At 39.9% G+C, this 25162-nt stretch carries 26 protein-coding genes and 1 tRNA gene; 9 read left to right on the forward strand and 18 right to left on the reverse strand.

The genetic code is table 11. The annotated features are described in order from the left end of the window. Window positions 1-512: 512 nt before the first annotated feature. From QYC40_RS07645 to QYC40_RS07665, 5 genes are all read right to left on the reverse strand, one after another. Entirely contained in the window at window positions 513-1241 is a 729-nt protein-coding gene (locus QYC40_RS07645) for a hypothetical protein (protein WP_301993352.1), read from the reverse strand. A 96-nt stretch (window positions 1242-1337) separates the two neighbouring features. Further along, entirely contained in the window at window positions 1338-2021 is a 684-nt protein-coding gene (locus tag QYC40_RS07650; protein ID WP_301993355.1) for a type 1 glutamine amidotransferase domain-containing protein, read from the reverse strand. Window positions 2022-2193: 172 nt separating this feature from the next. Further along, a complete protein-coding gene (locus QYC40_RS07655) occupies window positions 2194-3135 on the reverse strand; it encodes an NAD-dependent epimerase/dehydratase family protein (protein ID WP_301993356.1) in 942 nt (313 codons plus the stop codon). A 234-nt stretch (window positions 3136-3369) separates the two neighbouring features. Beyond that, complete coding sequence (locus QYC40_RS07660; protein WP_301993357.1) at window positions 3370-4116, reverse strand: SDR family NAD(P)-dependent oxidoreductase; 747 nt, start codon at window positions 4114-4116, stop codon at window positions 3370-3372. A gap of 516 nt (window positions 4117-4632) precedes the next feature. Continuing rightward, window positions 4633-4720, reverse strand: a tRNA-Ser gene (locus QYC40_RS07665). Between the two features lie 83 nt (window positions 4721-4803). On the opposite strand from QYC40_RS07665, the gene QYC40_RS07670 reads away from it, so the two are divergent. The 4 genes from QYC40_RS07670 to coaA all read left to right on the forward strand — a co-directional run bounded on the left by QYC40_RS07670 (window position 4804) and on the right by coaA (window position 7894). After that, window positions 4804-5877 (forward strand): patatin-like phospholipase family protein, encoded by a 1074-nt coding sequence (locus tag QYC40_RS07670; protein ID WP_301993358.1) that lies wholly within the window; start codon window positions 4804-4806, stop codon window positions 5875-5877. 229 nt (window positions 5878-6106) lie between these two features. After that, complete coding sequence (locus tag QYC40_RS07675) at window positions 6107-6481, forward strand: methylglyoxal synthase (protein WP_301993359.1); 375 nt, start codon at window positions 6107-6109, stop codon at window positions 6479-6481. Between the two features lie 3 nt (window positions 6482-6484). Further along, the gene (locus tag QYC40_RS07680; RefSeq protein WP_301993360.1) at window positions 6485-6898 is read left to right on the forward strand and encodes an OsmC family protein; all 414 of its coding nucleotides are present in this window, start codon (window positions 6485-6487) and stop codon (window positions 6896-6898) included. A 51-nt stretch (window positions 6899-6949) separates the two neighbouring features. Further along, on the forward strand, window positions 6950-7894 hold the full coding sequence (coaA, locus tag QYC40_RS07685) for a type I pantothenate kinase (protein ID WP_301993361.1): 945 nt from the start codon (window positions 6950-6952) through the stop codon (window positions 7892-7894). Here the strand turns inward: coaA and QYC40_RS07690 are convergent. After that, window positions 7881-8762 (reverse strand): mechanosensitive ion channel family protein, encoded by an 882-nt coding sequence (locus tag QYC40_RS07690; RefSeq protein ID WP_301993362.1) that lies wholly within the window; start codon window positions 8760-8762, stop codon window positions 7881-7883. The two genes, coaA and QYC40_RS07690, sit on opposite strands and share 14 nt — an antisense overlap. Window positions 8763-8952: 190 nt before the next feature. On the opposite strand from QYC40_RS07690, the gene QYC40_RS07695 reads away from it, so the two are divergent. After that, complete coding sequence (locus QYC40_RS07695; RefSeq protein WP_286650985.1) at window positions 8953-9906, forward strand: acetyl-CoA carboxylase carboxyltransferase subunit alpha; 954 nt, start codon at window positions 8953-8955, stop codon at window positions 9904-9906. 129 nt (window positions 9907-10035) lie between these two features. Here the strand turns inward: QYC40_RS07695 and QYC40_RS07700 are convergent, their stop codons facing one another. The 12 genes from QYC40_RS07700 to QYC40_RS07755 form a co-directional block, all read right to left on the reverse strand. Continuing rightward, window positions 10036-11373: a PDZ domain-containing protein gene (locus QYC40_RS07700; RefSeq protein ID WP_301993363.1), complete on the reverse strand. Its 1338-nt coding sequence runs from the start codon at window positions 11371-11373 to the stop codon at window positions 10036-10038. Window positions 11374-11982: 609 nt separating this feature from the next. Beyond that, complete coding sequence (locus QYC40_RS07705; protein ID WP_301993364.1) at window positions 11983-12843, reverse strand: sugar phosphate isomerase/epimerase; 861 nt, start codon at window positions 12841-12843, stop codon at window positions 11983-11985. Between the two features lie 84 nt (window positions 12844-12927). After that, window positions 12928-13959, reverse strand: coding sequence for an ACR3 family arsenite efflux transporter (arsB, locus tag QYC40_RS07710; protein WP_301993365.1), 1032 nt, complete (start codon window positions 13957-13959; stop codon window positions 12928-12930). Window positions 13960-13962: 3 nt separating this feature from the next. Then, a complete protein-coding gene (locus tag QYC40_RS07715; RefSeq protein WP_301993366.1) occupies window positions 13963-14577 on the reverse strand; it encodes a low molecular weight phosphatase family protein in 615 nt (204 codons plus the stop codon). 18 nt (window positions 14578-14595) lie between these two features. Further along, entirely contained in the window at window positions 14596-15060 is a 465-nt protein-coding gene (locus QYC40_RS07720; RefSeq protein WP_301993367.1) for a DUF6428 family protein, read from the reverse strand. A 76-nt stretch (window positions 15061-15136) separates the two neighbouring features. Continuing rightward, window positions 15137-15466 (reverse strand): helix-turn-helix transcriptional regulator, encoded by a 330-nt coding sequence (locus tag QYC40_RS07725; protein ID WP_301993369.1) that lies wholly within the window; start codon window positions 15464-15466, stop codon window positions 15137-15139. Between the two features lie 384 nt (window positions 15467-15850). Beyond that, the gene (locus QYC40_RS07730) at window positions 15851-18064 is read right to left on the reverse strand and encodes an NADP-dependent isocitrate dehydrogenase (protein ID WP_301993370.1); all 2214 of its coding nucleotides are present in this window, start codon (window positions 18062-18064) and stop codon (window positions 15851-15853) included. 195 nt (window positions 18065-18259) lie between these two features. Then, complete coding sequence (locus QYC40_RS07735; protein ID WP_301993372.1) at window positions 18260-18916, reverse strand: NAD(P)H-binding protein; 657 nt, start codon at window positions 18914-18916, stop codon at window positions 18260-18262. A gap of 9 nt (window positions 18917-18925) precedes the next feature. Further along, window positions 18926-19207, reverse strand: a complete 282-nt coding sequence (locus QYC40_RS07740) for a GNAT family N-acetyltransferase (protein WP_301993375.1) — start codon at window positions 19205-19207, stop codon at window positions 18926-18928. A 12-nt stretch (window positions 19208-19219) separates the two neighbouring features. Beyond that, complete coding sequence (locus tag QYC40_RS07745) at window positions 19220-19711, reverse strand: nuclear transport factor 2 family protein (protein WP_301993376.1); 492 nt, start codon at window positions 19709-19711, stop codon at window positions 19220-19222. Window positions 19712-19793: 82 nt separating this feature from the next. Then, the gene (locus QYC40_RS07750) at window positions 19794-20774 is read right to left on the reverse strand and encodes a cation diffusion facilitator family transporter (RefSeq protein WP_301993377.1); all 981 of its coding nucleotides are present in this window, start codon (window positions 20772-20774) and stop codon (window positions 19794-19796) included. A 52-nt stretch (window positions 20775-20826) separates the two neighbouring features. After that, window positions 20827-21816, reverse strand: a complete 990-nt coding sequence (locus QYC40_RS07755; protein ID WP_301993378.1) for a bile acid:sodium symporter family protein — start codon at window positions 21814-21816, stop codon at window positions 20827-20829. 204 nt (window positions 21817-22020) lie between these two features. Between QYC40_RS07755 and QYC40_RS07760 the strand changes: the two genes are divergently transcribed. The 4 genes from QYC40_RS07760 (at window position 22021) to rplI (ending at window position 24909) form a co-directional block, all read left to right on the forward strand. Continuing rightward, on the forward strand, window positions 22021-23163 hold the full coding sequence (locus QYC40_RS07760; RefSeq protein WP_301993696.1) for a pyridoxal phosphate-dependent aminotransferase: 1143 nt from the start codon (window positions 22021-22023) through the stop codon (window positions 23161-23163). A 657-nt stretch (window positions 23164-23820) separates the two neighbouring features. After that, window positions 23821-24189, forward strand: a complete 369-nt coding sequence (rpsF, locus tag QYC40_RS07765) for a 30S ribosomal protein S6 (protein WP_149525822.1) — start codon at window positions 23821-23823, stop codon at window positions 24187-24189. Next, a complete protein-coding gene (gene rpsR, locus QYC40_RS07770) occupies window positions 24189-24452 on the forward strand; it encodes a 30S ribosomal protein S18 (RefSeq protein ID WP_103906215.1) in 264 nt (87 codons plus the stop codon). The genes rpsF and rpsR overlap by 1 nt, the downstream gene beginning before the upstream one ends. Window positions 24453-24465: 13 nt before the next feature. Continuing rightward, on the forward strand, window positions 24466-24909 hold the full coding sequence (gene rplI / locus QYC40_RS07775; protein ID WP_149525821.1) for a 50S ribosomal protein L9: 444 nt from the start codon (window positions 24466-24468) through the stop codon (window positions 24907-24909). The last annotated feature ends 253 nt before the right edge of the window (window positions 24910-25162 follow it).

Raw genomic sequence — 25162 nt, forward strand, 5'->3', positions numbered from 1 at the left:
GGTTGAAGTTGAAGTCGACACGAAAGGGTTAGTCTCCTTTCCATGGTCGATAACAAGTGGCAGAAGCAAGTTTCCTTGGTTTCTCTTGTAAAATGAAGCGGCGATTAAAGGCCTTAAAAACGTAGCTGTAATAGTCATCGTTAGTCGGTTAAGTTATGCCGACAAAGCTAATTAAGGTTTATTAAGAGAATATTAACTTCTTGTTCAATAAAAATTAAGAAAACTAAAGCGTTTAAATAGTTTAATAAGAACTTTATAAAGTTAATAACAAGCTAAGTTTTCGGTTTTTTAGAAGAGCAACAGGTTATTTTGCCTTTCGATAAGTTCTTGAAGACGATATTTTTTGATGTATTCAATGAAATAAGTAGCGGTCGGTTAGTTTCGGCTTGACAAATTTAATTTTAGACTAAGCGTTGATTTATTAATCTGAAATGTTTATAAATTCTTACTATTTTTCGATAAATTCTTTCGAATGCTTTGAGCCTTTATAGCGGGGAATTAAAGCATTGAGGCTATAAAGCTTTGGTTTTGTCTATAAATTGTAGATAAGCATCTGCTTTGAATTCGTTGTATTGGAAAACATCGAAGACAATTTTGGCAAATAGATGATTAAGTTTTTTGAGAATTTCTTCCTTATTCCCTTGAATCGTCAAAGTTAGTTTCGTTTGCTTCGGCGTGTAAACAAAGCCGATTTGTTCTAGTTTTTCTAGGTTGTCGTAAAAGAAGATTCTTTTCTTTAGCAGTTGCTTTATTCCTGGCAGACTGACCTTTGCGGTCTTATTGGCATAGCTAATTGAAAAATAGAAATTGTCGTTTTTTATTAAGATAAGTTTCAGATGCTTGACTTTCTTATCAAGTAACTGCTCTAGAATATCGGCGAATAGACGCTTGTCCTTTTGCGTTGGTTCTTCAACTATGCGATTGAGCTTTTCCAACTCTTCTGTCGCACTTATAAGCTCGCTCTGAAAATATTCCCGCATTTCGCTCGATGGTTCGGATGCGATGTCGCTCTCAATCCCCGCTATATTTCGTTTCCAAAACGCCTTTTCATTATGTAAAGGATCCTCGAGCTCTCTTAGCTTATATAGACTTAAAGATACTTGCTCGAGAGCTCCCGCATGATAGTGTGCACTTAAATACTGGTTATCTGAGATTGCTTGATCGATAAACTTTGTTAGACGATCTCTTTCTTCCGAAAGCAAGGAAATGAGAAAGGGAAGATTAGTATCGTCTTTATACATACGGCTTCGTTTCTTTTAGCAGTTCAATTTTTTTTATGCTAGTAACTTCATCGCCAAAGTCGGTATTGACAACAAATTGATTAATGCTAATTTAGTTTAATTTTCCAACACATGCTCAATTACGCTTGCAATTTCCTTCGAACTGAACGGATTTTGACCCGTGATTAAATTGCCGTCCCTAACAACATTGGACGTCATTGGAATGAACGCTTTTACAAATGTTACATCTCTTTCTTTGATAGAAGCCTCTAGATTAAAAGGCACTTCATTTTTTCTTCTGGCGATACTTTCTTCAAACCAATCAAAACCAGTTAATCGCTTTCCTGCAATTAAATACCTGTCGTTAGAAAGCTTTACGTTCAATAATCCGCCAACACCATGACATATTGCTGCGACTATTTTTCCGCTCTCATAGTGCCCTCTTACCATAGCTTGCAAAGTACCGTTTTGAGGGAAGTCATACATCGTTCCGTGCCCTCCCGCCAAATATAAACAATCGAACTTTTTATTCTCAACTTCTGCGAGGCTTGCAGATTGGTTAAGTTCCTTCATGAAACTTGGCGAACTGTTATATTCCTTCGTGATCTTGTCCATCACTAACGGCTTTAAACTTTCAGGATCAATTGGTACTTTTCCTCCTTTGGGACTTGCGATAGTAACCGTCCAACCCTCCTGTTTAGCCGTATGATAAATGTGTGTGATTTCGCTCAGCCATAAGCCGGTTTCCAATCCACTCTCGTAATAGGACACATTAGTTACTACTAGTAATATACTCTTCATAGTTGATGTTTAATGGTTTCAAATAACAGCTTTTCTCTAGTAAGCTTTGCATATCAGAGTCCACTATTACGCTAAAGTATTTTTGCATAGTGCCCGACGAATTGAACGAAGCTCTAAAGTCTAAAGGGGAAACTGACGTTTTCTCAGGCTTTCCGATTTGTCCATTTCCTAATTATATATCGCTTCCGTTTCGCTGCTCTTTTTTAATTTGCTCTATCCCTTCTTTGTAAGTGGTAACCTGAAAGTTAGAAAAATGATTTTTGAACTTCGAATTGTCGAAGATATTATCATAAGCATATCTAGGCAACAGCTCTAATAATTCTTTTACTTTGGGATTGAACCATGCGGCAATTTTGAAAAAAACCTTAGGTAGTACGAGGTATCGAAATGTTCTATGATAGACATTAGACGTTAAATCAATTAAATCTCGATAGGTCGGATGCGTTTCATCAACTGGTAAATGCCAAGTTTGACCATAGGCCGTAGGCGTATTTCCGATTAGTGCCGTTGCGCGACTAGCATCAGGCGTCCAGATTAAACTTCTTCTTTTTCTAGAACTTATCGGCACAATCAGCTTCTTCTGCTTTTGGATATTGTCGAAAATAAAGCTGTTGGTTATACTTTGCGTTTTTCCAGGTCCATAGAATTCGGGAGCTCGACAGATGACCACTTCCAAGGTATTATTATCTATTTCCTCTTGCAGCATGTCTGCCATTAGTTTCCTAACCTTTCCTTTTCGACCCAGCGGGCTAAACGGGGTCTCCTCGGTCAAAACCTTATCGTCCTGCGGATACATGTAAGTGTTATCAAAAAACACCAACTTGGCACCGTTTATTTTGCACGCTTCAATAACATTACTAAGAATTGTTGGAAAGGTTCTTTCCCATAAATCAGAATCCATTGGTAATCCTAGGGTGAAATAGGCAATTTCGGCCCCTTTCACTGCCTGGATTGCCTCTTCTAGATTCAACAAGTCTGCAGAAAAGACTTCATCCGTTTCATTCACCTTTTTAGCTGTTCGACTTACGATCCTTATGCTTGAGGTAAAATTTCGGTATAGCTCTCTAGCCAATTCCTCGCCGATTTGTCCGTTGGCACCTAATATAACTTGCATATAATCTTATTTACGATTTTTCTATTTTGGAACATAAGTTCTGGTATTTAATGAACTGAAAAGTAGCTAGAATAAGTGCAGTTGTAACAGATTTACGGATTACACGAGACGCTTTTGCTTTCAGGTCTTTCAAAATACCTTGCCTACAGAAAATGCTTTCTACAGAAGCTAGAAGTTCACATTATGTAACGAATCCCCAAGCTTAGTTGTTAGCAAGTGTAATAATTCCCCGCCTTAACGTAGTTTAATGTCACCTCCGTCTGCCATTAAAGTTTGCCCTGTCATATATTTACTATCTTCACTAAGTAAAAATGCAACTATCGGTGCAACATCGGTTTGAGGGTCTCCAAAGCGCCCTAAAGGAATTTGTTCAACAACGTGTTTATAATCTTCTGGAAACTGTTCTTTCCATTTCTCAACCCCTTCGGTAAACGCTAAAGGACAAACAACATTTACCCGAATATTATCTACTGCCCATTCCGTTGCAGCTACACGACTTAACCCTCTTATAGCTTCTTTGGCCGCAGCATAACTCGCTTGAAATCTACTCCCTTGCAGTGCGGCACCCGAACCAAAGTTGACGATAGAGCCCTTCGATTGTTTTAATTCTTTGTATGCTGCTTTCATAAAGTTAAGCGTTGCATTAAAACCTGTTCCAAAAGAAATTGCCCAATCGTCCTCCTTAAGTTCAAGAAGTGGTTTTTGCCTCGAAACATGAGCGTTATTTACCAATCCTGTAAGTTTTCCAAACTTGCTTACCGCTTTTTCTACAGCTTCCTGCGCAACTGCTTCTTGAGAAACATCACCTTTTAAAAAAAAGACCTTTCCAGGGTTTTTTGCTTCAATATTTTTGCCTGCTTCTTCATTAACATCCACGGCAATCACAGAAGCTCCTCGTTTAACAAGTTCGCTGGTAATTCCACCACCTATTCCGGCTGCCCCGCCGGTTACAATTATTACTTTATTATCAAGTGTACTCATATTTATCGAATTTTGTGTTTTACATTGTTGCTAACGGTTTGCGGCTTGGTTATTCGTTTTATTTATTCTAAAAAATCTTCAAATATTAGTTCTTTGTTAGAGTTGCTTATTGCTATTCCCCTAAATGTTGCTAAATAACCTTGAGTTACACTTGAGTGAAAAATTCCCGAACAAAGGAGCTTTCAGTTTCATAATGCTGAACATTTTCTTGCTAAATATTTCTCAGTTTCTGTTTGATATAATAACGATTCTATGGAAGTATTGTTTGTATTAAGATTGTCCGCGCTTTTCATTTTAGTGATTGCATTTTTATTTGTCTTGCTCTGATATTTTCAACGTGAATGTGTGATAATAATCGACAATAGCAGACATCTATTAACTGATCATCTATCGATTAGACAAAACCTACTCTGACAAAAGCATTGAATTTATTGAGAACTTAGGAATAAATGAAAAAGAGAAGAATGCCTTTAAACGAAAAAGAGCAACTGTAAATAGTTGCTCTTTCATCTTTCGCGGAGAGGGAGGGATTCGAACCCTCGATACAGTCATCCCGTATACAGACTTTCCAGGTCTGCTCATTCGACCACTCTGACACCTCTCCTGAGAATGTGGGTGCAAATATATAATTTTTCGTAACTTAAGCATCATTATATTTCAAAATAATTCCTAGCGGGCTGAAACACAATGAAACGTATTTTATCTATTGACGGTGGTGGTATTCGCGGCATTATCCCAGGGATGGTTGTGGTTTCATTGGAGGAACGAATCAAACGCTTTACCAACGACCCTGAGGCTCATATTGCTGACTATTTTGAATTCTTTGCGGGCACCAGTACTGGCGGCTTGCTGATCGCCCTCCTAATCTGTCCGGATCCCGAAAACAGCAATCGCCCGAAATACACAGCCAAACAAGCCCTCGATATTTATTTAGAGCATGGTACGGAAATATTTACCACCAGCAGCTGGAGACGCTTTTTAAATCAGTTCGGTCTATTAGCGGAACTTTACGATGAAAAAGTACTCGAAAAAATAGTATGTAACTATGTAGGCGATGTTAAACTCAGCCAGCTCATCAAGCCTTGTTTAATGACAGCCTACAACATCGAACTTCGAAAAAACCACCTCTTTAGGCAGCAGAAAGCAATCTCCCATGGTCCATCCCGCGACTACCTTGTGCGCGATGTATGTCGGGCAACCACTGCCGCACCCACCTATTTTTCCGTAGCGCAGATCTTTTCACTCGCCGGTACGCGCTATCCTTTAGTCGACGGCGGTGTATTTGCGCATAATCCCAGCATATGCGCCTTGATTGAAGTGCTAAAAACCTTTCAGACCTTCAAGATAGATGATGTACATATCCTTTCACTAGGTACTGGCCTTGCCAAAAATGCTTACAATTACGACGACTTTAAAAAGAAGAAAGCCATCTCTATCGGACCCGCATTAGTGGATATCATGTCGAGCGGATCATCAGAATCCAACGATTTCTTCCTGAGGCAATTGTTCCGGTCTATTAAAAAGACAAACAATTACATTCGATTAGAACCAACGAATCTCTCATCTATTGAACCCTCGCTAGATGCGGCATCAAAAACCAACATACAGAAATTGGTTTCCTTAGCCGACAAACTGATTAGTGAAAATGAAGACTTGCTGGATGCCTTAGCTAGAGACCTGATCGCTGATAAAGAAAATATAGAGAAGAAGGAAGAGAAACAAGGATACTCTGTTTGGAAATTCTTAAGAGAGAAGCTTTAACTTACTAGATTCCCTGACATTCCATAATACTTTGATGTGAACTTAAGGATCTATGAAATTTATAGCAAGAATGAGACAACAGAGAAAGAGCGTATTAAACTTATAGAAAATCAGAATAACCGCAAACGTTAGCTCAATTTCTCATTACGACACTTTCCTGATATAGCCTTTCCAAGATTTTCACTATCTTACGGACGTCAACAAAGATCACAAAAAGACTATCTACAACATGGCAAAAACTATCGCTCTAATCGCACATGATGGTAAAAAGGCAGAAATGGTGGCCTTCGTCAAAGACCATCAGGAGGAACTCGCCAAAGCTCATTTGGTAGCAACCGGAACCACCGGCTCCTACATTCAGCAAACCGGTTTAGAAGTTGAATTGAAACTTAGCGGTCCGAAGGGCGGTGATGCACAGATTGCGGCGATGGCTGCTGAGGGAAAGATCAACGGAATCATCTTCTTCCGCGACCCACTCGGCAAGCATCCACACGAACCCGATATACAAATGCTGATGCGTATCTGCGATCTATGGAACGTACCGCTAGCAACCAACCCTGCAACAGGATCACTAATTATTAAAGGACTTTTAGAATATCAATAACGTATGGCAAACGAAGTACAGGTTACTATAGAGGAAGAGAATTACACAACGAAAGTAGCCTACGGCGATCTATCCATTTTAGCAGACGAACCCCTAGATCTAGGTGGCCAGAATAAAGGCCTCACCCCCACCCAATTGCTCCTGGCCTCCATTGGCTCTTGCAAAGTCATCACCATGCGTATGTATGCAAATCGCAAGCAATGGGATGTCAAAAAAATTAACATAAACTTAAGCAGTGAGTTCGTAAAAAGCGACCTGCAACAGACGACTTACGTCAGATGTCATATCAGCTTTGAAGGAAATCTTGATGAAGATCAGATTAAAAGACTTTATATAATCGCTGATAAATGTCCAATCCACAAGATGTTACAGCATCCAATTATCATCGAAAGTAATGTAATTGATACAACAAAATAGCCGGAAAATTGTTGAAGATTGTATATTTGCGCTCGGATAAAGAAGAACCCTATGCCTTTTATTAGCGAACATACTTTTACCAGCCCATTCCAAAACTTTACACGCGAGGAGTGGAAACGGTTGAATGGTCAGTTGAGTAATATGCTAGCTGAAGAGGATTTAGGTGCGCTGCACGCCTTAAATGAGCCTTTAACGATGGAAGAGATCGAAGATATCTATATTCCATTGGCGCATCTCATGGACGTACATATCAGCGAGTTTCGGGAGTTGCATCGCCGCAGCAATGACTTCTTCCGCCGCAACAACCGCAAACTTCCGTTCATCATCGGCATTGCAGGATCGGTCGCTGTCGGGAAAAGTACCACAGCGAGGGTTTTACGCAAGGTATTATCGCTATTACCGAACAAACCTAAAGTGGAACTGGTCACGACAGACGGATTCCTTTATCCCAACAAAGAACTCATACGCCGTGATATCCTCAATAGAAAAGGATTCCCTGAAAGTTATAATACCAAAGAATTGCTGCAATTTCTTTCCGATGTGAAGTCTGGAAAATCATCATTAACGGTTCCGATCTATTCCCACTTGGAATATGATGTACTACCGCAGGATAAGATTACAATTGCACAGCCTGATATCTTGATTGTCGAAGGGATCAATGTCTTGCAGGTCAACTCGCGCAGAAATGGTGTCTTCGTATCCGACTTCTTCGATTATTCCATTTATGTAGATGCTGACGAAAAGAATATTGTAGCTTGGTACATCGACAGATTCGAATCCTTAAGAGCCACTGCCTTTCAGAACGAGAAATCATACTTCCATAAATATGCGAACATGAGTGTAGATGAAAGCGTGGAAATGGCAACCCGCATATGGAATGAAATCAACCGACCAAACCTTCATGAAAACATCCTCCCTACTCGATACCGTGCAGATCTCATCTTAAAGAAAGGTTCGCATCACTTTGTCAAGCGTGTGAAGGTTAGGAAGATTTAAGTACCCTACGCTCAAATTTGATTACTTCTTTTAATATTTCGTTCTCCAACTGCCTATGCATCCGATTGCTGTTGCTTACTGCATGAAGATCTAACTTATAACGAACGAAGTCTTTTCCCAATTCAACCACCTTAAGCTGGAAATCATCGGGCTTATCACTTAAATTAGGATGCGTTGTCAAACTTACCCGTAGCGCCTCTTCCAACTCTTCCACCTCTAGCGATGCCTGCAAAGGCAGCTCAAATCGGACGGTGAACAAACTCGATTGGTGTGCCGAGAGGTTCATAAAAGTGGAAGTAAATACCAGGTTGTTGGGAACCATAATAATATCATCTTCCTCATCCTGCAACACAATATTCGCGAAGGTAATATCGACAATTCTTCCTTTTTGATCACCCACCTTAATACGATCGCCTACAGAAAGCTGTTCGGAGAACATCACAATTAATCCGGAAATCATGTTGGTGATATAGTCGCGGAATAAAACCGCAATCGCCATCGCAACGATCGTTAAGCTCGTGATAAAATCCTTAGGATTGATACCAAAGCTGATCAATAGGGCGATCAATGCAAAAACTACATTTAATACAGCCGTCAATCTGTTTACCCCTAAAACAAAGTTCCCACGCACCGCCCGCTGCTTATGTCGTGCGTTATAAAGAAAGATGACTACATAACGTATCACGGAAAGAAAGATACTTGGGATCAAGAAGCTGTAAAAGCCTCGCATAACCTGAACAAGAGTTTTTTGCTGCATTATTTCTTTACCCAGGTAGGTATCAGCGGCAATCAACCCGATCACTAAAAATATTTTTAGCAAAAAAACATATGGAAATCTAGGTTTGTTGTCTTCAGCCTGTGCAATCATGCCGATGAAGTTATTAAATTTTAACTACTGCACAAAACTGCAATCTGCACAACGACGCTATTCCGCTCAAAATCAGTAAATAAATAAAGACTAGCTCGTATTACCCCGTTTAACCCAGCAATTTAGTTTTCATAATTTCTTAAAAAACAATTAACTTAGCTTCGCCTATGTTGGCAGCTAATAGTTTATGATGGAAACAACATTTGATTTTGAAAAGCCTATCGCTGATTTACAAACTCAAATCGAAAAGGTAAAGCAAGTAGAAGAAAAAACCAAAGTAGATATGGGAGCAACAATCCGCGAACTGGAAGAAAAACTTGAACAAACTAAGCTTGAGGTGTACAACAACATGACCGGATGGCAAAAAGTGCAAATGTCACGCCATGCCGACCGCCCTCAAACTTTCGACTATATTGACCTTATCTGCGACGATTTTATTGAATTACATGGTGACCGTACAGTAAAAGATGATAAAGCCATCGTTGGTGGCTTTGCTTCTATCGCGGGGCAACCGGTAATGGTAATTGGACATCAGAAAGGTAAAAACACGAAAGAGCGTCAATTCCGTAACTTCGGAATGGCAAACCCTGAAGGCTATCGCAAGGCATTACGCCTGATGAAGATGGCAGAGAAATTCAACAAACCTATCGTTACGTTAATTGATACGATGGGTGCTTATCCAGGACTAGAAGCTGAAGAGCGCGGTCAAGGTGAAGCAATCGCTAGAAACCTACTGGAGATGTCGGTGCTTAAAGTGCCGGTAATCTGTATCGTAATTGGCGAAGGTGCATCAGGTGGAGCTTTAGGTATTGGTATCGGCGACCGCGTATACATGTTGCAAAACACTTGGTATTCGGTAATCTCTCCAGAGTCTTGTTCATCGATTCTATGGAGAAGCTGGGACCACAAGGAACGCGCTGCTGAAGCCTTAAAACTAACGGCTGAAGATATGCTAGGCAATGGATTGATCGATGGCATCATCGCTGAACCCCTAGGTGGAGCACACCAAGACCCAGAAACGACAGCAATCAATGTTAAAAACAGAATCCTTGAGGATTTAGCAGTATTACTGCAAAAAGATAAAGACGCCCTAGTCGCTGAACGAATTGATAAGTTCAGTAAAATGGGAGTTGTAAATGAATAAAGGAAAGCGTCTGAAAAGACGCTTTCTTTTATTAGGAGGAACCCATAACGTTAAATTTACGCGCCCTGTATTACTGAAGCCCTTTAGTGAAAGGGCTCTACGCATTGGTGTTATATATAGCGCCCAACATCAATTTCCTTTGTAAGGAATTGGATCCACTAATTTAAATCGCAGTTGCTTTTCTTCGCCCGCTCTCTCAACGACCAAATTGATCAGGTCGCCGTCTTTGTGCTGTAGTTTATGCAACAGGTCCTTGAGTTTCATATTTTCGGTCTTCTTTCCGTTTATCTTTATCAGCACATCATCTTTCAGTACCCCTGCCCTTTCTGCGGGCGAATCCTGTCGTACCCCCGCAACCACATAAACCGGCAATAATTTAAACTCGTATTTCAATACCTGCGATTGCCAAGCTGTTACCCCGCCATTAGGATCATCTTTGTCGCGTCCTCCAATGCTGGTCGGGACTTCGCGCTGCGCCCATACCAAGCCATCATGCTTGACTTCCATGCCGCTCATATTGAATTCAAAAGGCTTCCCGAAATTCTTATTCGGCTTTAAATATATCTCCTCCCCCTGATAATTCAAGATTACATGGAAGTGGCGCAACACCTGACTCCCTACAGATCCGATCCGGCTTTCCGCTAACCTAGCCGCGTGCACGGCATTGGAATCCGGATAAGAAACAATAGGTTGTTTTATCTGAAAGCCAGCCCAGTCGAATCCGGCTATCCGATTTCGCTTGCCATAGATCTCTCCATTAAAGCCACGACCGATAAATTCATAGACGCTAGGTTCCTTCACTTGAAAGGAATCCAGAACGAAGGGAAAAATCAGTAGTCCATCTGAATTGCCCATATCAATCAGCATCTTAGCATGCTCCATTCGATTATCCGCCAAACGAATATCCACTTCCGTATAAGGCCGATCGCGTTCCAAGTGAATAGGAAGTCTCGTAAATTTTCTAGTGATTTTTTCCGGAAAGTTTTGCGGGTCGTATAAGCTAATCCTGTTCTTGATGTAGTCAATCTTCAGCACAAACTGCTGAATAAAGCGCGCTCCTAATATTCCATTAACGGGCATGCCGATGTGGCTGGAGATATCGAGCTCATCGCCATTGATGACAAATACATTGTGCGACGAATCCCGCAAGGTGCCGCCGATCTCCAAATCATTTGCAATGGCCATAATCCCTTCTACCCCATCCTCAATACCAATTCCAGAAAACTTCACCCGATGCACATTGTCAAGCGGAACAGTGTCCTGCTTCCCCGCAAATAGGATCGTCTCCTTGACCCCCGTATCCAACAGAAAGGAAAGCGAAACACCATTTAACTTGACAGGAACGATGATAAGATTACCCACCAACTCAAAATCAAGATGCCGCTTCTTTGTTAAAAAAGAAAACTCGGATTGCCCATGAGCATAAAAACTCAGCAAGCACATACAAAGAAGTGCAATCAATCTCATTTATAAATGGCTATGAGTCTAATTTAAGGAAAAAGATTGGTTTCGTATTAGATGTGAGACATTAGATTTTAGATATTAGAGTATGTCTGGAACAGAAAAAAAAGGATGATAGGATTAGGGTATTGTCTTTGAGCCAGGAAAAAAAGGATTTTAGGATTGGCAGGATCGTGTTAATCTTTTCATCATTTTTTTCCTGGTTCAAGACATCTAGTCGGAACAAGATAATAGATACCTTGACTTTCCTTCTGCTTAAAACCCTTGTAAAGCCCTTTCACTCCCCTTATATACCCCTACCAAACCCGCTCGCAAAGGGCTATGATATGGGTCAGCAAAGGATGAGAAAAAGTAATCAATAAATAATCATCAGTCGTGATCCTGATTATCCCTGCATCCTTCCTATCTTGGTTCAGGAATAGTATTTAGTAGTTAGTACTTAGTATAAAGACCTATGCTGGCCATTCATACGCCATACCCGATCCTGCCAATCCTTGCATCCTTCCTTTCCTCAAAGACAATACAACTACTCCAACTCGAATAAGCGTTAAATAAGGAAGGCGCCTAATTGGCGCCAAACTCTAATGTCTCACATCTAATGGCTAAAATCTAAACTTAAACTGCACTTAACACCCCTCTAAAATATCCTACCGATTCAGCAAGGCCGGCAAGCGGATCTTTCATGTCTTTTTCAAACTCTAGACTGCACGATCCTTGATAATTAATTTTCAGAAGGCCTTTTACAAATGCTGGAATATCGATTACGCCGCGTCCTAGTTCACATGTTTTTCCTTCGGCGGTTGCGGAGGTTACATTTTTAAGGTGCAGGTCAAATATGCGGTCTTTATAGCGAAGTAAATCTTTCAAAGGGTCTTGTCCGTCGCGCATATTGTGTCCCATGTCAAAGCACATACCTACGTTCTTATCTAGCGATTTGATATTATTCCAGATGACCGTTGCATTGGGGTAGATTTTATCTTCGGGACCGTGGTTATGAATTGCATAACGAATATTTGTTTCTTTACATTTCTGAGAAACGTAAGGTAGATCTTTAATTTCAGGAATGCCCACAATCAGATCAACCCCTACCCGTTTTGCATAATCGAATGCTTTATCGATATCTTGAGTTGACTTCGTATAAATTGGCCCGACGGCATAGCCTTTTACATTGGCATCTGCTAACTGTTTATGAAATGCAGCAATCTGTTCGGCAGAACTATCGAAAGGGAGGTGGAAATCTTTGATACACAAGTATCGAACGTTCATCCGCTTCATCATGGCTAAAGATTGTTCTAGATTAAAATGTACAAAGCTGTATCCTGCGATACCAAGTTTCAGTCTGTCTTGTTTGTTTATGGTAGATTGCTCTGCCGCATTTGCCGTATTGCTAAATAAAAATGGAGCCGTAATAAGCGCTGTGCCAGCTAAAAAAGACTGTTGTAAAAACTGTCGCCTTGAGGCAGATTTATTTTTCATTGATGTAGGTTTATGTTGTATAAACCTAAATATAGGGATAAGCGCATTTATTCACAAATTCCAGCAATTCGACCTACAATATTTTTACATATAATATTTGCTTTTCAGCCACAAACTCGCTCGCACTAGCAATATCAATACAGGTACCTCTACAAGTGGTCCAATAACCCCTACAAATGCCTGCGGCGAATGAACGCCAAATACTGCAACCGACACTGCGATTGCTAGCTCAAAATTATTTCCAGTAGCTGTAAATGCTATCGATGCGTTCTTATCATATGGGATTTTTAAGGATTTGTTGATGAAGAAGCTCGCGAAAAACATAAATACAAAATAGATGACTAAGGGTACTGCAATCTTTAAAACATCCAATGGCAACTCCACAATTTTATCTCCTTTCAGACTAAACATTAAGACGATGGTAAAGAGCAGAGCGAATAGAGTGATGGGTGATATTTTCGGTACAAATTTTCTATTATACCATTCAACGCCTTTCAACCGAACCAAAATAAACCGGCTTAGAAAGCCAGCAAAGAAAGGAATACCCAAGTATACCAATATACTTTCTGTGATCTCTTTCATGGACACGCTGACATTGAAATTAGCCAACCCAAACTTGCTAGGCAGGAAATTGATAACAAGCCATACCAATCCACCGTAGCTCAGAATTTGAAAAATACTGTTTAGAGCCACTAATAAAGCTGTGTATTCTCGATTAGCTTTTGCTAAATCACTCCAAACGATAACCATGGCAATACACCGTGCTAATCCAATTAATATTAAGCCCGTCATATAGTCGGGTTCATCTCGTAGAAATAAGACCGCCAACCCAAACATCAATGTCGTGCCGACTACCCAATTCAATAGTAAGGATATTGCGATTACCTTTTTGTCCTTTAGCGCTTTAGGCAATAAAGAATAATCTACTTTCGCTAATGGAGGGTACATCATCAAGATTAACCCTAAGGCTAGTGGAATATTTGTACTGCCTACGTTCCAACTATCGGTTATATGGGAAATGTTTGGGAAGAAATTTCCAATACTTACGCCAATAGCCATGGCAAGAAAGATCCATAGAGTGAGGTAGCGATCTAGAAACTTTAACTTGGGTTGCATAACCTATCGTTTAATTTTTGAAAAAACATAAAACATTTCGCTCGCAATCTGCAAACTACGTTTCTTGTACACTTGAGACTGCTCGGGAGTACCATCTGATACTTTTGGATCCTCATACCTAATCGGGATTCTTTTTTCTGCGCCAACAATAAATGGGCAAGCCTCGTCGGCCTGCGAACAAGTCATAACAGCTGCAAATTCGGATATGGGATTAAAAGGGTTATCATAGGTTTTGGAAAAAGCGATGATTGGCATATCATTATCGCTGAATTTTATCGCATAGACCGGATTTCCACTTTGGCCTATAGCGCATAGCTTGAATCCTTGATCTGATAATGTTTCGGCAACCTTGGGGAAGACTGCTGTTGCCTCAGTTCCACCGGAGTAGCAATAGGTATTAGGAATTTTGAAGTATGAACTAGCTACCTGTGCCCAAATCTGAGCCAAATGGCTTCGTCGCGAATTGTGTGTACAGATAAAATTGATATTTACGTCTTTCTTATTTTCTATTTTTTGCTGAATAAAATCTATCAGAGGCTGCAATATCAATTTTCGTTCATCGCTGATGTTTTGGAAATCAATTTCCTTAACAATAGTCTCGATTAGTTTATTGTACATTTTCAGAACGTTTAGCAATTAGCAACAACCAGAACCGGGACTACAAGAATAATTCTTCAACTCGCTTAGTTTCACTTTTGGCTTTTCTGGAGGAATGCCGCAAGCATCCTCAGCTAAACAGGTAGTTTGCTTATTCAATAAAAGAAAACGATTGCCTTCAAAGTTTAAATCATATTTGCCGATCGTTTTGCCTTGATATTCAACTTCGACCTCAGCGTCCTCAATCCCTAATTTTGATTCAGATAGCTCAATAATTTTCAATAGTTTGCCTGGCTTCAATCTATGTTCGAAATCGTTAGCATCCCACAATTGGAAATTAACAACTCGCTCCTCTCGAATTGTTCCGCCGCAGTCGATAAAGCGTTTTAATATAACGCCCACTTCCGTCACATGAAAGTGTTCCGGAACAAATGTTCCATCCTCTAATTGAAATACAACATTTTCCAATGTCGGTAAGATCTCTTTGATTTCAGATAATTTCATCTCTATTGTTTTTAGAATGGTTTAATTTACATAAATAACATCGTAATATACCGATGTTAACATTTAAAAAAATGCACTAGCAACAGCGATTTACTTTAACCTCCTGATTAAAGAACGCATTAAATTCCTTTTGAAAGTCCTTCCAAACAGATTCGTCAATGCAATAACAAACAGATTTACCATCAATAGTCCCTTGAATAATGCCAATGCTTTTCAATTCCTTCAGATGCTGCGATATTGTTGCCTGCGCTAACCCTAATTCTTCCACTAGATCATTGCATATACATGCCTTTTGATTGATGATATGCTGTAAAATAGCTATTCGCGCCGGATGCCCCAAAACCTTAAGCAATGATGCTAACCTGTTTTGTTCATCCTTATACATTTCCGTCTTTGTAGTTCCCATTGCTTTTAAGTAGATATTAGATTTTAGATTTAAGATTTTAGACCCGATTCCGTCAATCGTTAAATCATTCCTTTCCTAGTTCAGACTAGACCTTAGAAATTAAACATAAGATTTTCGACCCGATCCTGTCAATCCTTAAATCCTTCCTTTCCTGGTTCAGACTAGACCTTAGAAATTAGACATAAGATTTTAGACCCCATCCTGTCAATCCTTAAATCCTTACTTTCCTGGTTCAAGACCAACTTTCTTTTGTTTAAACCAAAAGTTCAAGACAAACATTCCCCAAATGTACAAAACAATAGCTACTCCTATCCTATTTCAAAAAAAAGGGCGCCTAATCGGCGCCCTATGTCTAATGTCTAATATCTAATGTCTAACATCTCATTAAAACGTATCAATCGCTTCATTCAGCGTTGCCGAAGGTCGCATTGCTTTGGATGCTAAATCATCGTTCGGGAAGTAGTATCCTTCGATGTTTTGTGCTTTTCCTTGTGCGGCGATCAATTCTTCGTTAATTTTTGCTTCGTTGCTTGACAGCTTATTTGCTAATTCGCCGAAAGTTTTCGCTAATTCAGCGTCTTTCGTTTGTGCTGCCAATGCTTCAGCCCAGTATAAAGCAAGGTAGAAGTGAGAACCACGGTTGTCGATCTGTCCTACTTTACGAGCTGGCGATTTATCGTTTGCTAAGAACTTCGCATTTGCCTCATCTAGGGCGTCAGCTAGTACTTGTGCTTTCGGGTTGTTTTGAGTTTGTGATAGGTGTTCTAAAGAAGCTTGAAGTGCTAAGAACTCACCTAGAGAATCCCAACGTAAGTAGCCTTCTTCTAAGAACTGCTCAACATGCTTAGGCGCAGAACCACCAGCACCAGTTTCGAAAAGACCACCACCGTTCATCAACGGTACGATAGATAACATTTTCGCTGAAGTACCTAGTTCTAAGATTGGGAATAAGTCTGTTAGGTAGTCACGTAATACGTTTCCTGTAACAGAGATAGTATCTAACCCTTGACGAATACGCTCAACTGAGAATTTCGTTGCTTCGATTGGAGAAAGGATACGGATATCTAAACCATTGGTATCGTGGTTTGCTAAATAAGCTTTCACCTTTTTGATGATCTCTCTATCGTGCGCACGGTTTTCATCTAACCAGAATACTGCAGGAGTATCGGATAAACGAGCGCGGTTTACCGCTAATTTAACCCAGTCTTGAATCGGTGCATCTTTTGTTTGACACATGCGGAAGATATCGCCTTTTTCAACGGCTTGCTCCATATATACATTTCCGGAAGCATCAACAACACGGATTGTTCCGTTCGCTGCAGCTTGGAAAGTTTTATCGTGTGAACCGTATTCTTCAGCTTTTTGAGCCATCAAACCTACGTTCGGCACAGAACCCATAGTTTTAGGATCGTATGCACCATTTGCTTTACAGTCTTCAATAACAGCTTCGTAAATTCCTGCGTAAGAACGATCCGGAATTATCGCCAATGTATCTTGCTCAGCACCGTTTTTATCCCACATCTTACCACCGATACGGATCATCGCTGGCATAGAAGCATCAACGATAACATCAGAAGGAACATGTAAGTTAGTAATACCCTTATCGGAGTTTACCATCGCTAAGTCAGGACCATTTGCGATTGCTGCATCGATTGCTGCTTTTACCTCTGCTTCTTTTGCATTTCCAGCAATCTTCGCATACACCTCGCCAAGACCGTTGTTTTTGTTGATACCTAATTCCGCAAACAATTCTCCGTATTTAGCGAATACATCTTTGAAATAAACCTCAACGATTGCTCCAAAGATAATAGGATCAGAAACCTTCATCATCGTTGCTTTCAAGTGCGCAGATAATAAGACGCCTGCTGCTTTTGCTTCAGCAATAGCATCCGCAACAAATGATTGTAATTTAGCAATATTCAATACCGATGAATCGATTACTTCACCAGCTTTTAAGTTTCCTAAGCCTTTTAGTTCTTTTACCGCACCATCAGCACCTACGAATTCGATTTTATATTGCGAGTCGTTTTCTACGGTAACAGATTTCTCTGTGCTGTAGAAATCGCCATCTTGCATAGATGCAACTTTAGTTTTGCTATCTGAAGCCCATGCGCCCATACGGTGCGGATTTGCTTTAGCATAGTTTTTCACTGCTTTTGGAGCGCGACGATCAGAGTTACCTTCGCGTAAAACCGGGTTTACTGCCGATCCTAAAACCTTAGCATATGATGCTTTGATTTTCTCTTCTTCGGCGTTTGCAGGAGCATCCGGGTAATTAGGGATGGCATATCCGGCCTTTTGTAATTCAGCGATTGCCGCTTTTAATTGCGGGATAGATGCGGAAATATTAGGAAGCTTGATGATGTTTGCTTCCGGTTGAGTAGCCAATTGACCTAATTCTGCTAATGCATCATTGGTCTTTTGGTCTGCCGATAAATAATCATTGAAATTTGCAAGGATACGCCCTGCTAATGAAATGTCTCTTAATTCGATTTCAATATTCGCAGGTTTAGCGAATGCTTGAACAATGGGTAGAAATGAATACGTTGCCAATAACGGCGCTTCATCTGTTTTTGTGTAAATGATTTTAGATGACATAATTTTCTATTGAAATGATATTGTTTTGCTTTAAATATGGAAAACAAGTTATTAAACAACCTGTTTTTTTTAAAATTCGCCTAAAGATAACAAATTGATAATAAAATAGCCATAAATACCGAAATAATACCTACACATGAAAAATGAATGGCTGTTTCGGATTATTTTGAGCGGTTTTCGGTGAATGTAGGGTATTTATCTTTTGATTCCTGCGAGTATTTCGGGAGACTCATAGAGCTGCTCCCCTGCTTTCTGAAAGTCAATACCTGCAGCAATAAGTGCATTGGCTAGGTCGACGGTTGTAATAGCTCTGAATTTATGGAGAAGCCCCATCTTATTAAGAAGTTTGATGATTCGAACAGCGAGTTTTTCACCCGTCCGATCCGTATTGGGGCGATCAATAATCCCGGGTCGAAGAATGATATAGGAGGGAAAATTCAATTTTTGTATGGCATGCTCCAATGTACCTTTCATCCTTGGATAAAAGAGCCTTGCTTTCGGATCTGCCTGCATCGAGGATAGCAGGACGAAAGTTTGTATCCCATTCTGCTTTGCAATTTCCGCAAAGGCTAGTGGGTAATCGTGATCGACTTTCCATTGTGCCTCTTGGCTACCTGCATCCTTAATCGTCGTGCCTAATGTGCTAAAGGCAATATCGCCTTCAATATGCTCGCTGTATTGAGCAAGCATATTAAAATCGACAATAACCTCATCCAACTTTGTATGTGGTTTAAAATATGGGCGACGCAAGAGCACCTTGACCTGTTCCACATCGGGACGATCTAATAACTGCTGTACAAGTTCTTTTCCTGTGGCGCCAGAACCGCCGATGACAACTGCTTTGATACCCATTATGATCTGCTAAAATAAGACGTCACGAATCGTTACGTCACGATCGAAAGAAGCTTTCGCAAATGGACATAAAGGCAATATCTTGACGTTGTTCTCGCGTGCATATTCCACAGCTTTCGTCAACAGGACATGGCCAATGCCCTTCCCTTTTTCTTCGGGATCAACTTCTGTATGATCGATAATAATCTTCCCCGGTCCGGCAGCAGAATAGGTCATTTCCCCTATTTTCTTACCTTCTTCGATGGCATAAAATCCTCCTTTATTGCCATCCACTTCATGTTTTACTAGCATAGGCTTCCTCTATTAGTGTTTAATTGACTGTATTACTTTATCCTCAATGGCTGCTTTCGTCTTGATGACTTCACCCGAAACATCGTTTGGAACCGTCATCGACAAGACATAGTGTTTGATGAACCATTTACCATTCTTCAGCTCTAAAACTGCCGATCCTCTACAGATCTTCATCTGCGTATCTAACAATTCATCCAGCCATGCGGTTTTACCGTTTTTCGAAAAATTAATATGCCGCTCTAACGATGTAAAGTTCCAAGCTCTCCCTTTATCAAAATGTGGCTTCGCATAGGCCATGAACGCCGGTTTGTCCCAACGCTCTGTCGCATCCGTACCGATAAAAATAGACTCTTCATCCATCAGGTCGAAATAAGCTTTAAAATCGGCTTTAGCAGCTGCCTGATGCCATAAATCCATTGTTCTAGCGACTTCTTCCTTTTTGCTCTGTGCGAACAAAATCATTGTAGAGAAAGTTAGAACCATTGTTAAAAGGATCTTCTTCATTTGTGAAAAATTTGAATTAAATATACCGATTAGTACATTAACAACGCTATTTTCCAAACGGGAAATGACATTAAAAAGGCATTTAAGCTTTTCGGAAGTGCTTCATGTTCTTGGTCACATTGACTGTCGTCCATTCAATATGTTTCTTAAACTCTTCGGATCGAATTGGACAATTTTCTACTTTACAGTAGTGACAACATTCTGGCATACAAGGGTCTGCATGAATAAAGAACTCTGTTTTGGACTGCAGATTTTCATTCAACACATTATCGAACTCCGATATACAATCATGAACCTTCGTCAGCTCATAATAATTTGGCAAAGTGAGGTGACAGTCTATATGGAGTTCCTGACCATAACGCTGTACACGGAGGTTGTGCACATCGATCCAGTCTGGCTTTCTCTTTTCTTTTAAAATCGCTACTACCTCATCGACCACTTCCTGATCAGATTCGTCCATCAAACCGGAGATAGATTTTCTAAGTAGCTTGTAGCCATTGTACAAGATAAAGCATCCTAAAGCAATGGATAAGGCTAAATCTATCCAAGGCAGCTTCGTGATTTTCATGATGAACAGTCCCGCGATTAGACCGATTGAACTATAGGCATCAACTTGTAGATGCTTCCCATCTGCTTCGATCGTTAAAGAGCGTAATGCACGTCCGCGCTTCATCAGGTAGAATCCGACTCCAAAGTTAATCAGGGAGGTAATAAAGATAAGAAGCATCCCCTCTTCTACATTGGCAACCGGTTGTGGGAAGAAAATATTGTAGAATGCTTTGACCAGGATTACACTGCCGGCAATAAAAATAAGGGCTCCTTCGACAAACACGGAGAAGAATTCAACTTTTCCATGTCCATAAGGATGGTTTTCATCCTTGGGTTGTGCCGCCAGATAAATGCTGTAGTATGCAAATCCGGATGCGGCGATATTTACGATGCTCTCGGCGGCGTCGGAGAAGATGGCGTTTGACTCGGTAATAAAATATGCTACGAATTTTATCAACATCAACACGATCCCTGTCACTAAGGACAGTAACACCAGTCTCATTTGTTTAGACATTGTATTTGCCAGTTTGAAGCGACAAAACTAAAGAATTTATCGCTTAGTTAACTTATTTTTTCGTCAAGATTTCCTCATTATACTGATTTGCATAGCGTTGCGCAATAATCGTAACGACGAAGATCTGAAAAGCGTGAAAAACCATCAACGGCAAGAAATAGAGCCCTAAATTCGGATTGCCAGCAAAAAGAAACTTACTGAATACCGAGCCATGTGTCAGTGATTTCTTTGAGCCACAGAACAATGCCGTAATCTGATCTTCCCTATTGAACTTCAACACATAACGCGTGATCAGATAAACTATACCATAAACTAGGAAGAAGAAGATGATGACTGCAATAAAAAGAGCACTTAAATAAAGTGTGCCCACTTTATGGAATACATCCGACAGAAAAGACTCGGCAAAACTGCTGTAAACAATAGATAGGATAACGGCCTTATCGAATTTAGACAACTGCTTGCTGTACTTGCTTGCCCATTTGCCTAAGTACTGTTGCAATATAAGACCTAAAATGACGGGTATAATGATTTCTTTGATTAGCCCCCAATACACATCGCCCAACACATTGACTTCTTCAAATTGTATAAAAGGCTCCATTAATAGCGGCGTCACAACGACGCCGATGAGCCCGGATATGCTTGCATTGAAGATAGCGGCAGGCACATTTCCGCGCGCAATCGAAACCATCACGACTGAGGAGGACACAGTTGACGGCAGTGCGGCAAGGAAATAGAAAGATAGCCAAAACTGCTCTTGAATAGCATTTTGTATAAATGGTCGGAAGATTACGATGATCAGCGGAAATAACGCAAAGGTGAATAGCTGGATGCAAACATGGAGTTTCCAGTTTTTTAGACCATCCTTTATTTCACGGAAACTCAATTTTAATCCATAAAAAAAGAAAATCAATGAAACACCGATGGTACTTATCGTTTCAAATAGATGTCCGTTTTGTGCCTGTACTAAATCGGGGTATATATAGGCTAAGATAATCATAGCGATTAGCGCCAATATAAAGCCGTCAAATTTCAATTTCATCATCCCTCCGCTTAGGCCGGTAAAATTAGGAATTAATTTCGAGGGTATTTCCTCCTAGAATTATTAAAAAAGTCTCATCTTTATAAAGATTTTATTACATATTTATCAGTTTAAGTGAAAGCTATATAATATATTTGCAATATCATGAGTACAGCATCATATTTATCAGACAGGATAAACAATCTATCCGAATCAGCGACATTAAAGATGACCAAATTAGGTCGTGAGTTAGCAGCAAAAGGGATCAACGTTATTAGTTTAAGCGTAGGAGAGCCAGACTTCAATACACCAGAACATGTGAAAGAAGCAGCAAAGAAAGCTTTAGACGAAAACTATACACGTTACTCTCCGGTACCGGGATATCCGGAATTGCGCCAAGCCATCGTTAACAAATTGAAGAACGAAAATGGTTTGGACTATGACATCTCTCAAATCGTGGTATCAACCGGTGCTAAACAATCCCTATCAAACGTGATCTTAACGCTGGTTAACCCAGGAGATGAGGTCATCATCCCAACTCCTTACTGGGTTTCTTACTCGGAGATGGTAACCCTTGCTCAAGGTAAAGCCGTTTATATCGATACAGAGATAGAATCTGATTTCAAGATTACGCCAGCGCAATTAGAAGCGGCTATTACGCCGAAGTCTAAGGTATTCATGTTCTCCTCTCCTTGTAACCCGACAGGGTCGGTTTATACAAAAGATGAGTTGGCGGCCTTAGTAGCAGTTTTTGAGAAACACCCAAACATTTTCATCATTTCTGATGAGATTTACGAACATATCAATTTCGGTGATAAGCATGAGTCTATCGCTCAGTTCGACTCTATTAAAGACCGTGTAATCATTGTAAATGGTTTCTCGAAGGCTTTTGCGATGACAGGATGGCGCTTAGGCTATATCGCTGCAAACAAAGAGATTGCTTCGGCAAACGATAAAATGCAGGGTCAGACAACGTCCGGAACATGTTCAATAGCACAGCGTGCTGGTATTGTAGCCTACGAGCAGGGACTAGAAAGCGTTTTAGAAATGAAGGAAGCTTTTGCGCGCCGTCGTCAATTGGTTTACGACTTATTGAACGATATTCCAGGTGTAAAAACAAATCTTCCTCAAGGTGCATTCTACTTCTTCCCGGAAATCAGTTCATTCTTCGGAAAGAAAGATCCGGAAGGGAATGAAATCAAGAACTCCGCAGACTTAGCTCTATACTTATTGAATTACGGACATGTGGCTACAGTTGGTGGTGATTCATTCGGAAACAACAACTATATCCGTTTGTCGTATGCGGCATCCGATGAGAATTTGAAAGAAGCATTGAGAAGAATAAAAGAAGCGCTAGGTAAATTATCTTAAAAGAATCTTTTCTAGATTTTAGGCATAAGATATTAGATTTAAGACTCTTGTATGCTGTCTATTCATTTTCAGAAAGATAGTATTGTCTTGAATTAGGAAAGGAAGGATTAAAAGATTTGCAGGATCCTGTAAATCTTTTAATCCTTCCTTTCTTGGTTCAAAGACAATTGTCTAATATCCGAAGCCTCTTTTTAAATAAAAAAAAATTGTAAAGATTGGCAGTATAGGTCTAAAATCTAATGTCTTATATCTAATCTCTACTCTATAAAGATTGGCAGTATAGTTCTAAAGTCTTAAATCTACTGTCTAATATCTGTTAAACAATAGTATAATACAATACTTCAGCGATAACACATCCGATTGCTATTCCTGCGGTTATAGAGACCGCTACTTTAACCCAAATGGGAAGTCTTTCAATTGTTGCCCTCAATTTGTTTTTCTTTAGAATAATCTGCGCCACAAATATCACAAGGCAAATTTTCAATGGCAAGCTTGTCCTCTTGTAAAACTGCGTTTGTAAATTTTCGACTACATATCTGCAAAGGAATTGGAGTTAATTAAAATATTCACAAATAATTAGCATAATCGGAATCTATTTTCTATTTTTGCATCTCCGTAAAATAACTCGGAATATTAATAAACAAAATTATTCAAACAATGCAACAGTACGAATCTGTAATCATTCTTACCCCGTTGCTTTCAGAAGATGCTGCGAAAGAAGTAATCACTAAATTCAAAAGTATCTTAACAGAAGGCGGAGCCGAAATTATCGCTGAAGATAATTGGGGTTTGAAAAAATTAGCGTATCCAATCCAGAAAAAAACTACTGGATTTTATCACTTAACTGAATTCAAGGCTCCAGGTGAATTAATTAAAAAATTAGAGGTTGAATACAAACGTGATGAGCGCGTGATGCGTTTCTTAACAATCTCTCTTGACAAGCATGCTCTTGCTTACAACGAGAAAAAACGTAGCGGTGCATTCAACAAGAAAACTGAACCTAAAGCTGAGGAGGTAGCAAACTAATGGCAAACGAGAATATCCAATACGTAACTGCCCCTAAAGTAGAGGACAACCGTAAGAAATACTGTCGTTTCAAGAAGAACGGTATTAAGTATATCGACTACAAAGACGCGAACTTCTTATTGAAGTTTGTAAATGATCAAGGTAAGATTTTACCTCGTCGTTTAACAGGTACATCATTGAAATTTCAACGTAAAGTAGCTCAGGCGGTGAAACGTGCGCGTATCATCGGATTATTACCTTACGTAACTGATTCATTAAAATAAGGAGGATACGATAATGGAAGTTATATTAAAACAAGATGTTAAACACCTTGGAGAGAAAGACGATATCGTAGTAGTAAAACCAGGTTATGGTCGTAACTACTTAATTCCTCAAGGATTTGCAGCAATGGCTACGGCTTCTGCAAAAAAAGTATTAGCTGAGAACATCAAACAAGCTCAGTTCAAACAAGAGAAAATCAAGAAAGATGCTACTGAGTTAGCTGGTAAATTAGAGTCGGTAAAATTATCTATCGGTGCTAAAGCTGGTGAGTCTGGCAAAATCTTCGGTAAAGTAAATAGCATTCAAATCGCTGACGCTTTAAAAGCACAAGGATTTGATGTAGATCGCCGTCGTATTACTTTCGAAACTGAGCCTAAAAACTTAGGTGAGTACATTGCAAACTTAAACTTACACAAAGAAGTTAAAGTTCAAGTACCTTTCGAAGTAGTTGCTGAGTAATCTTTACTTCAAAAAACAGAAAAGGCCGTTTCGAAAGAAATGGCCTTTTTTGTTTTTTAGATTTTAGATGGGAGATATTAGATTTCAGACTTATCCCGCTATGATTCTTTGTTATGGGTCAGGAAAGAAAGGGTTTAAGGATGTTCAGGATCGGCTTGAAATTAAATGTGTCGTCTGAACAAGGAAAGGAAGGAATGTTTGTCTTGAACCGGGAAAGGAAGGATACAGGGATTAACAGGATCAAACACGCTTA

Source organism: Sphingobacterium sp. BN32, from assembly GCF_030503615.1.
Lineage (GTDB): Bacteria > Bacteroidota > Bacteroidia > Sphingobacteriales > Sphingobacteriaceae > Sphingobacterium.

Bases quoted from the DNA above. Each gene is read 5' to 3' on its own strand.
- QYC40_RS07645 (WP_301993352.1), bottom strand. From the start codon at position 1,241: ATGTATAAAGACGATACTAATCTTCCCTTTCTCATTTCCTTGCTTTCG.
- QYC40_RS07650 (WP_301993355.1), bottom strand. From the start codon at position 2,021: ATGAAGAGTATATTACTAGTAGTAACTAATGTGTCCTATTACGAGAGT.
- QYC40_RS07655 (WP_301993356.1), bottom strand. From the start codon at position 3,135: ATGCAAGTTATATTAGGTGCCAACGGACAAATCGGCGAGGAATTGGCT.
- QYC40_RS07660 (WP_301993357.1), bottom strand. From the start codon at position 4,116: ATGAGTACACTTGATAATAAAGTAATAATTGTAACCGGCGGGGCAGCC.
- QYC40_RS07670 (WP_301993358.1), top strand. From the start codon at position 4,804: ATGAAACGTATTTTATCTATTGACGGTGGTGGTATTCGCGGCATTATC.
- QYC40_RS07675 (WP_301993359.1), top strand. From the start codon at position 6,107: ATGGCAAAAACTATCGCTCTAATCGCACATGATGGTAAAAAGGCAGAA.
- QYC40_RS07680 (WP_301993360.1), top strand. From the start codon at position 6,485: ATGGCAAACGAAGTACAGGTTACTATAGAGGAAGAGAATTACACAACG.
- coaA (WP_301993361.1), top strand. From the start codon at position 6,950: ATGCCTTTTATTAGCGAACATACTTTTACCAGCCCATTCCAAAACTTT.
- QYC40_RS07690 (WP_301993362.1), bottom strand. From the start codon at position 8,762: ATGATTGCACAGGCTGAAGACAACAAACCTAGATTTCCATATGTTTTT.
- QYC40_RS07695 (WP_286650985.1), top strand. From the start codon at position 8,953: ATGGAAACAACATTTGATTTTGAAAAGCCTATCGCTGATTTACAAACT.
- QYC40_RS07700 (WP_301993363.1), bottom strand. From the start codon at position 11,373: ATGAGATTGATTGCACTTCTTTGTATGTGCTTGCTGAGTTTTTATGCT.
- QYC40_RS07705 (WP_301993364.1), bottom strand. From the start codon at position 12,843: ATGAAAAATAAATCTGCCTCAAGGCGACAGTTTTTACAACAGTCTTTT.
- arsB (WP_301993365.1), bottom strand. From the start codon at position 13,959: ATGCAACCCAAGTTAAAGTTTCTAGATCGCTACCTCACTCTATGGATC.
- QYC40_RS07715 (WP_301993366.1), bottom strand. From the start codon at position 14,577: ATGTACAATAAACTAATCGAGACTATTGTTAAGGAAATTGATTTCCAA.
- QYC40_RS07720 (WP_301993367.1), bottom strand. From the start codon at position 15,060: ATGAAATTATCTGAAATCAAAGAGATCTTACCGACATTGGAAAATGTT.
- QYC40_RS07725 (WP_301993369.1), bottom strand. From the start codon at position 15,466: ATGGGAACTACAAAGACGGAAATGTATAAGGATGAACAAAACAGGTTA.
- QYC40_RS07730 (WP_301993370.1), bottom strand. From the start codon at position 18,064: ATGTCATCTAAAATCATTTACACAAAAACAGATGAAGCGCCGTTATTG.
- QYC40_RS07735 (WP_301993372.1), bottom strand. From the start codon at position 18,916: ATGGGTATCAAAGCAGTTGTCATCGGCGGTTCTGGCGCCACAGGAAAA.
- QYC40_RS07740 (WP_301993375.1), bottom strand. From the start codon at position 19,207: ATGCTAGTAAAACATGAAGTGGATGGCAATAAAGGAGGATTTTATGCC.
- QYC40_RS07745 (WP_301993376.1), bottom strand. From the start codon at position 19,711: ATGAAGAAGATCCTTTTAACAATGGTTCTAACTTTCTCTACAATGATT.
- QYC40_RS07750 (WP_301993377.1), bottom strand. From the start codon at position 20,774: ATGTCTAAACAAATGAGACTGGTGTTACTGTCCTTAGTGACAGGGATC.
- QYC40_RS07755 (WP_301993378.1), bottom strand. From the start codon at position 21,816: ATGATGAAATTGAAATTTGACGGCTTTATATTGGCGCTAATCGCTATG.
- QYC40_RS07760 (WP_301993696.1), top strand. From the start codon at position 22,021: ATGACCAAATTAGGTCGTGAGTTAGCAGCAAAAGGGATCAACGTTATT.
- rpsF (WP_149525822.1), top strand. From the start codon at position 23,821: ATGCAACAGTACGAATCTGTAATCATTCTTACCCCGTTGCTTTCAGAA.
- rpsR (WP_103906215.1), top strand. From the start codon at position 24,189: ATGGCAAACGAGAATATCCAATACGTAACTGCCCCTAAAGTAGAGGAC.
- rplI (WP_149525821.1), top strand. From the start codon at position 24,466: ATGGAAGTTATATTAAAACAAGATGTTAAACACCTTGGAGAGAAAGAC.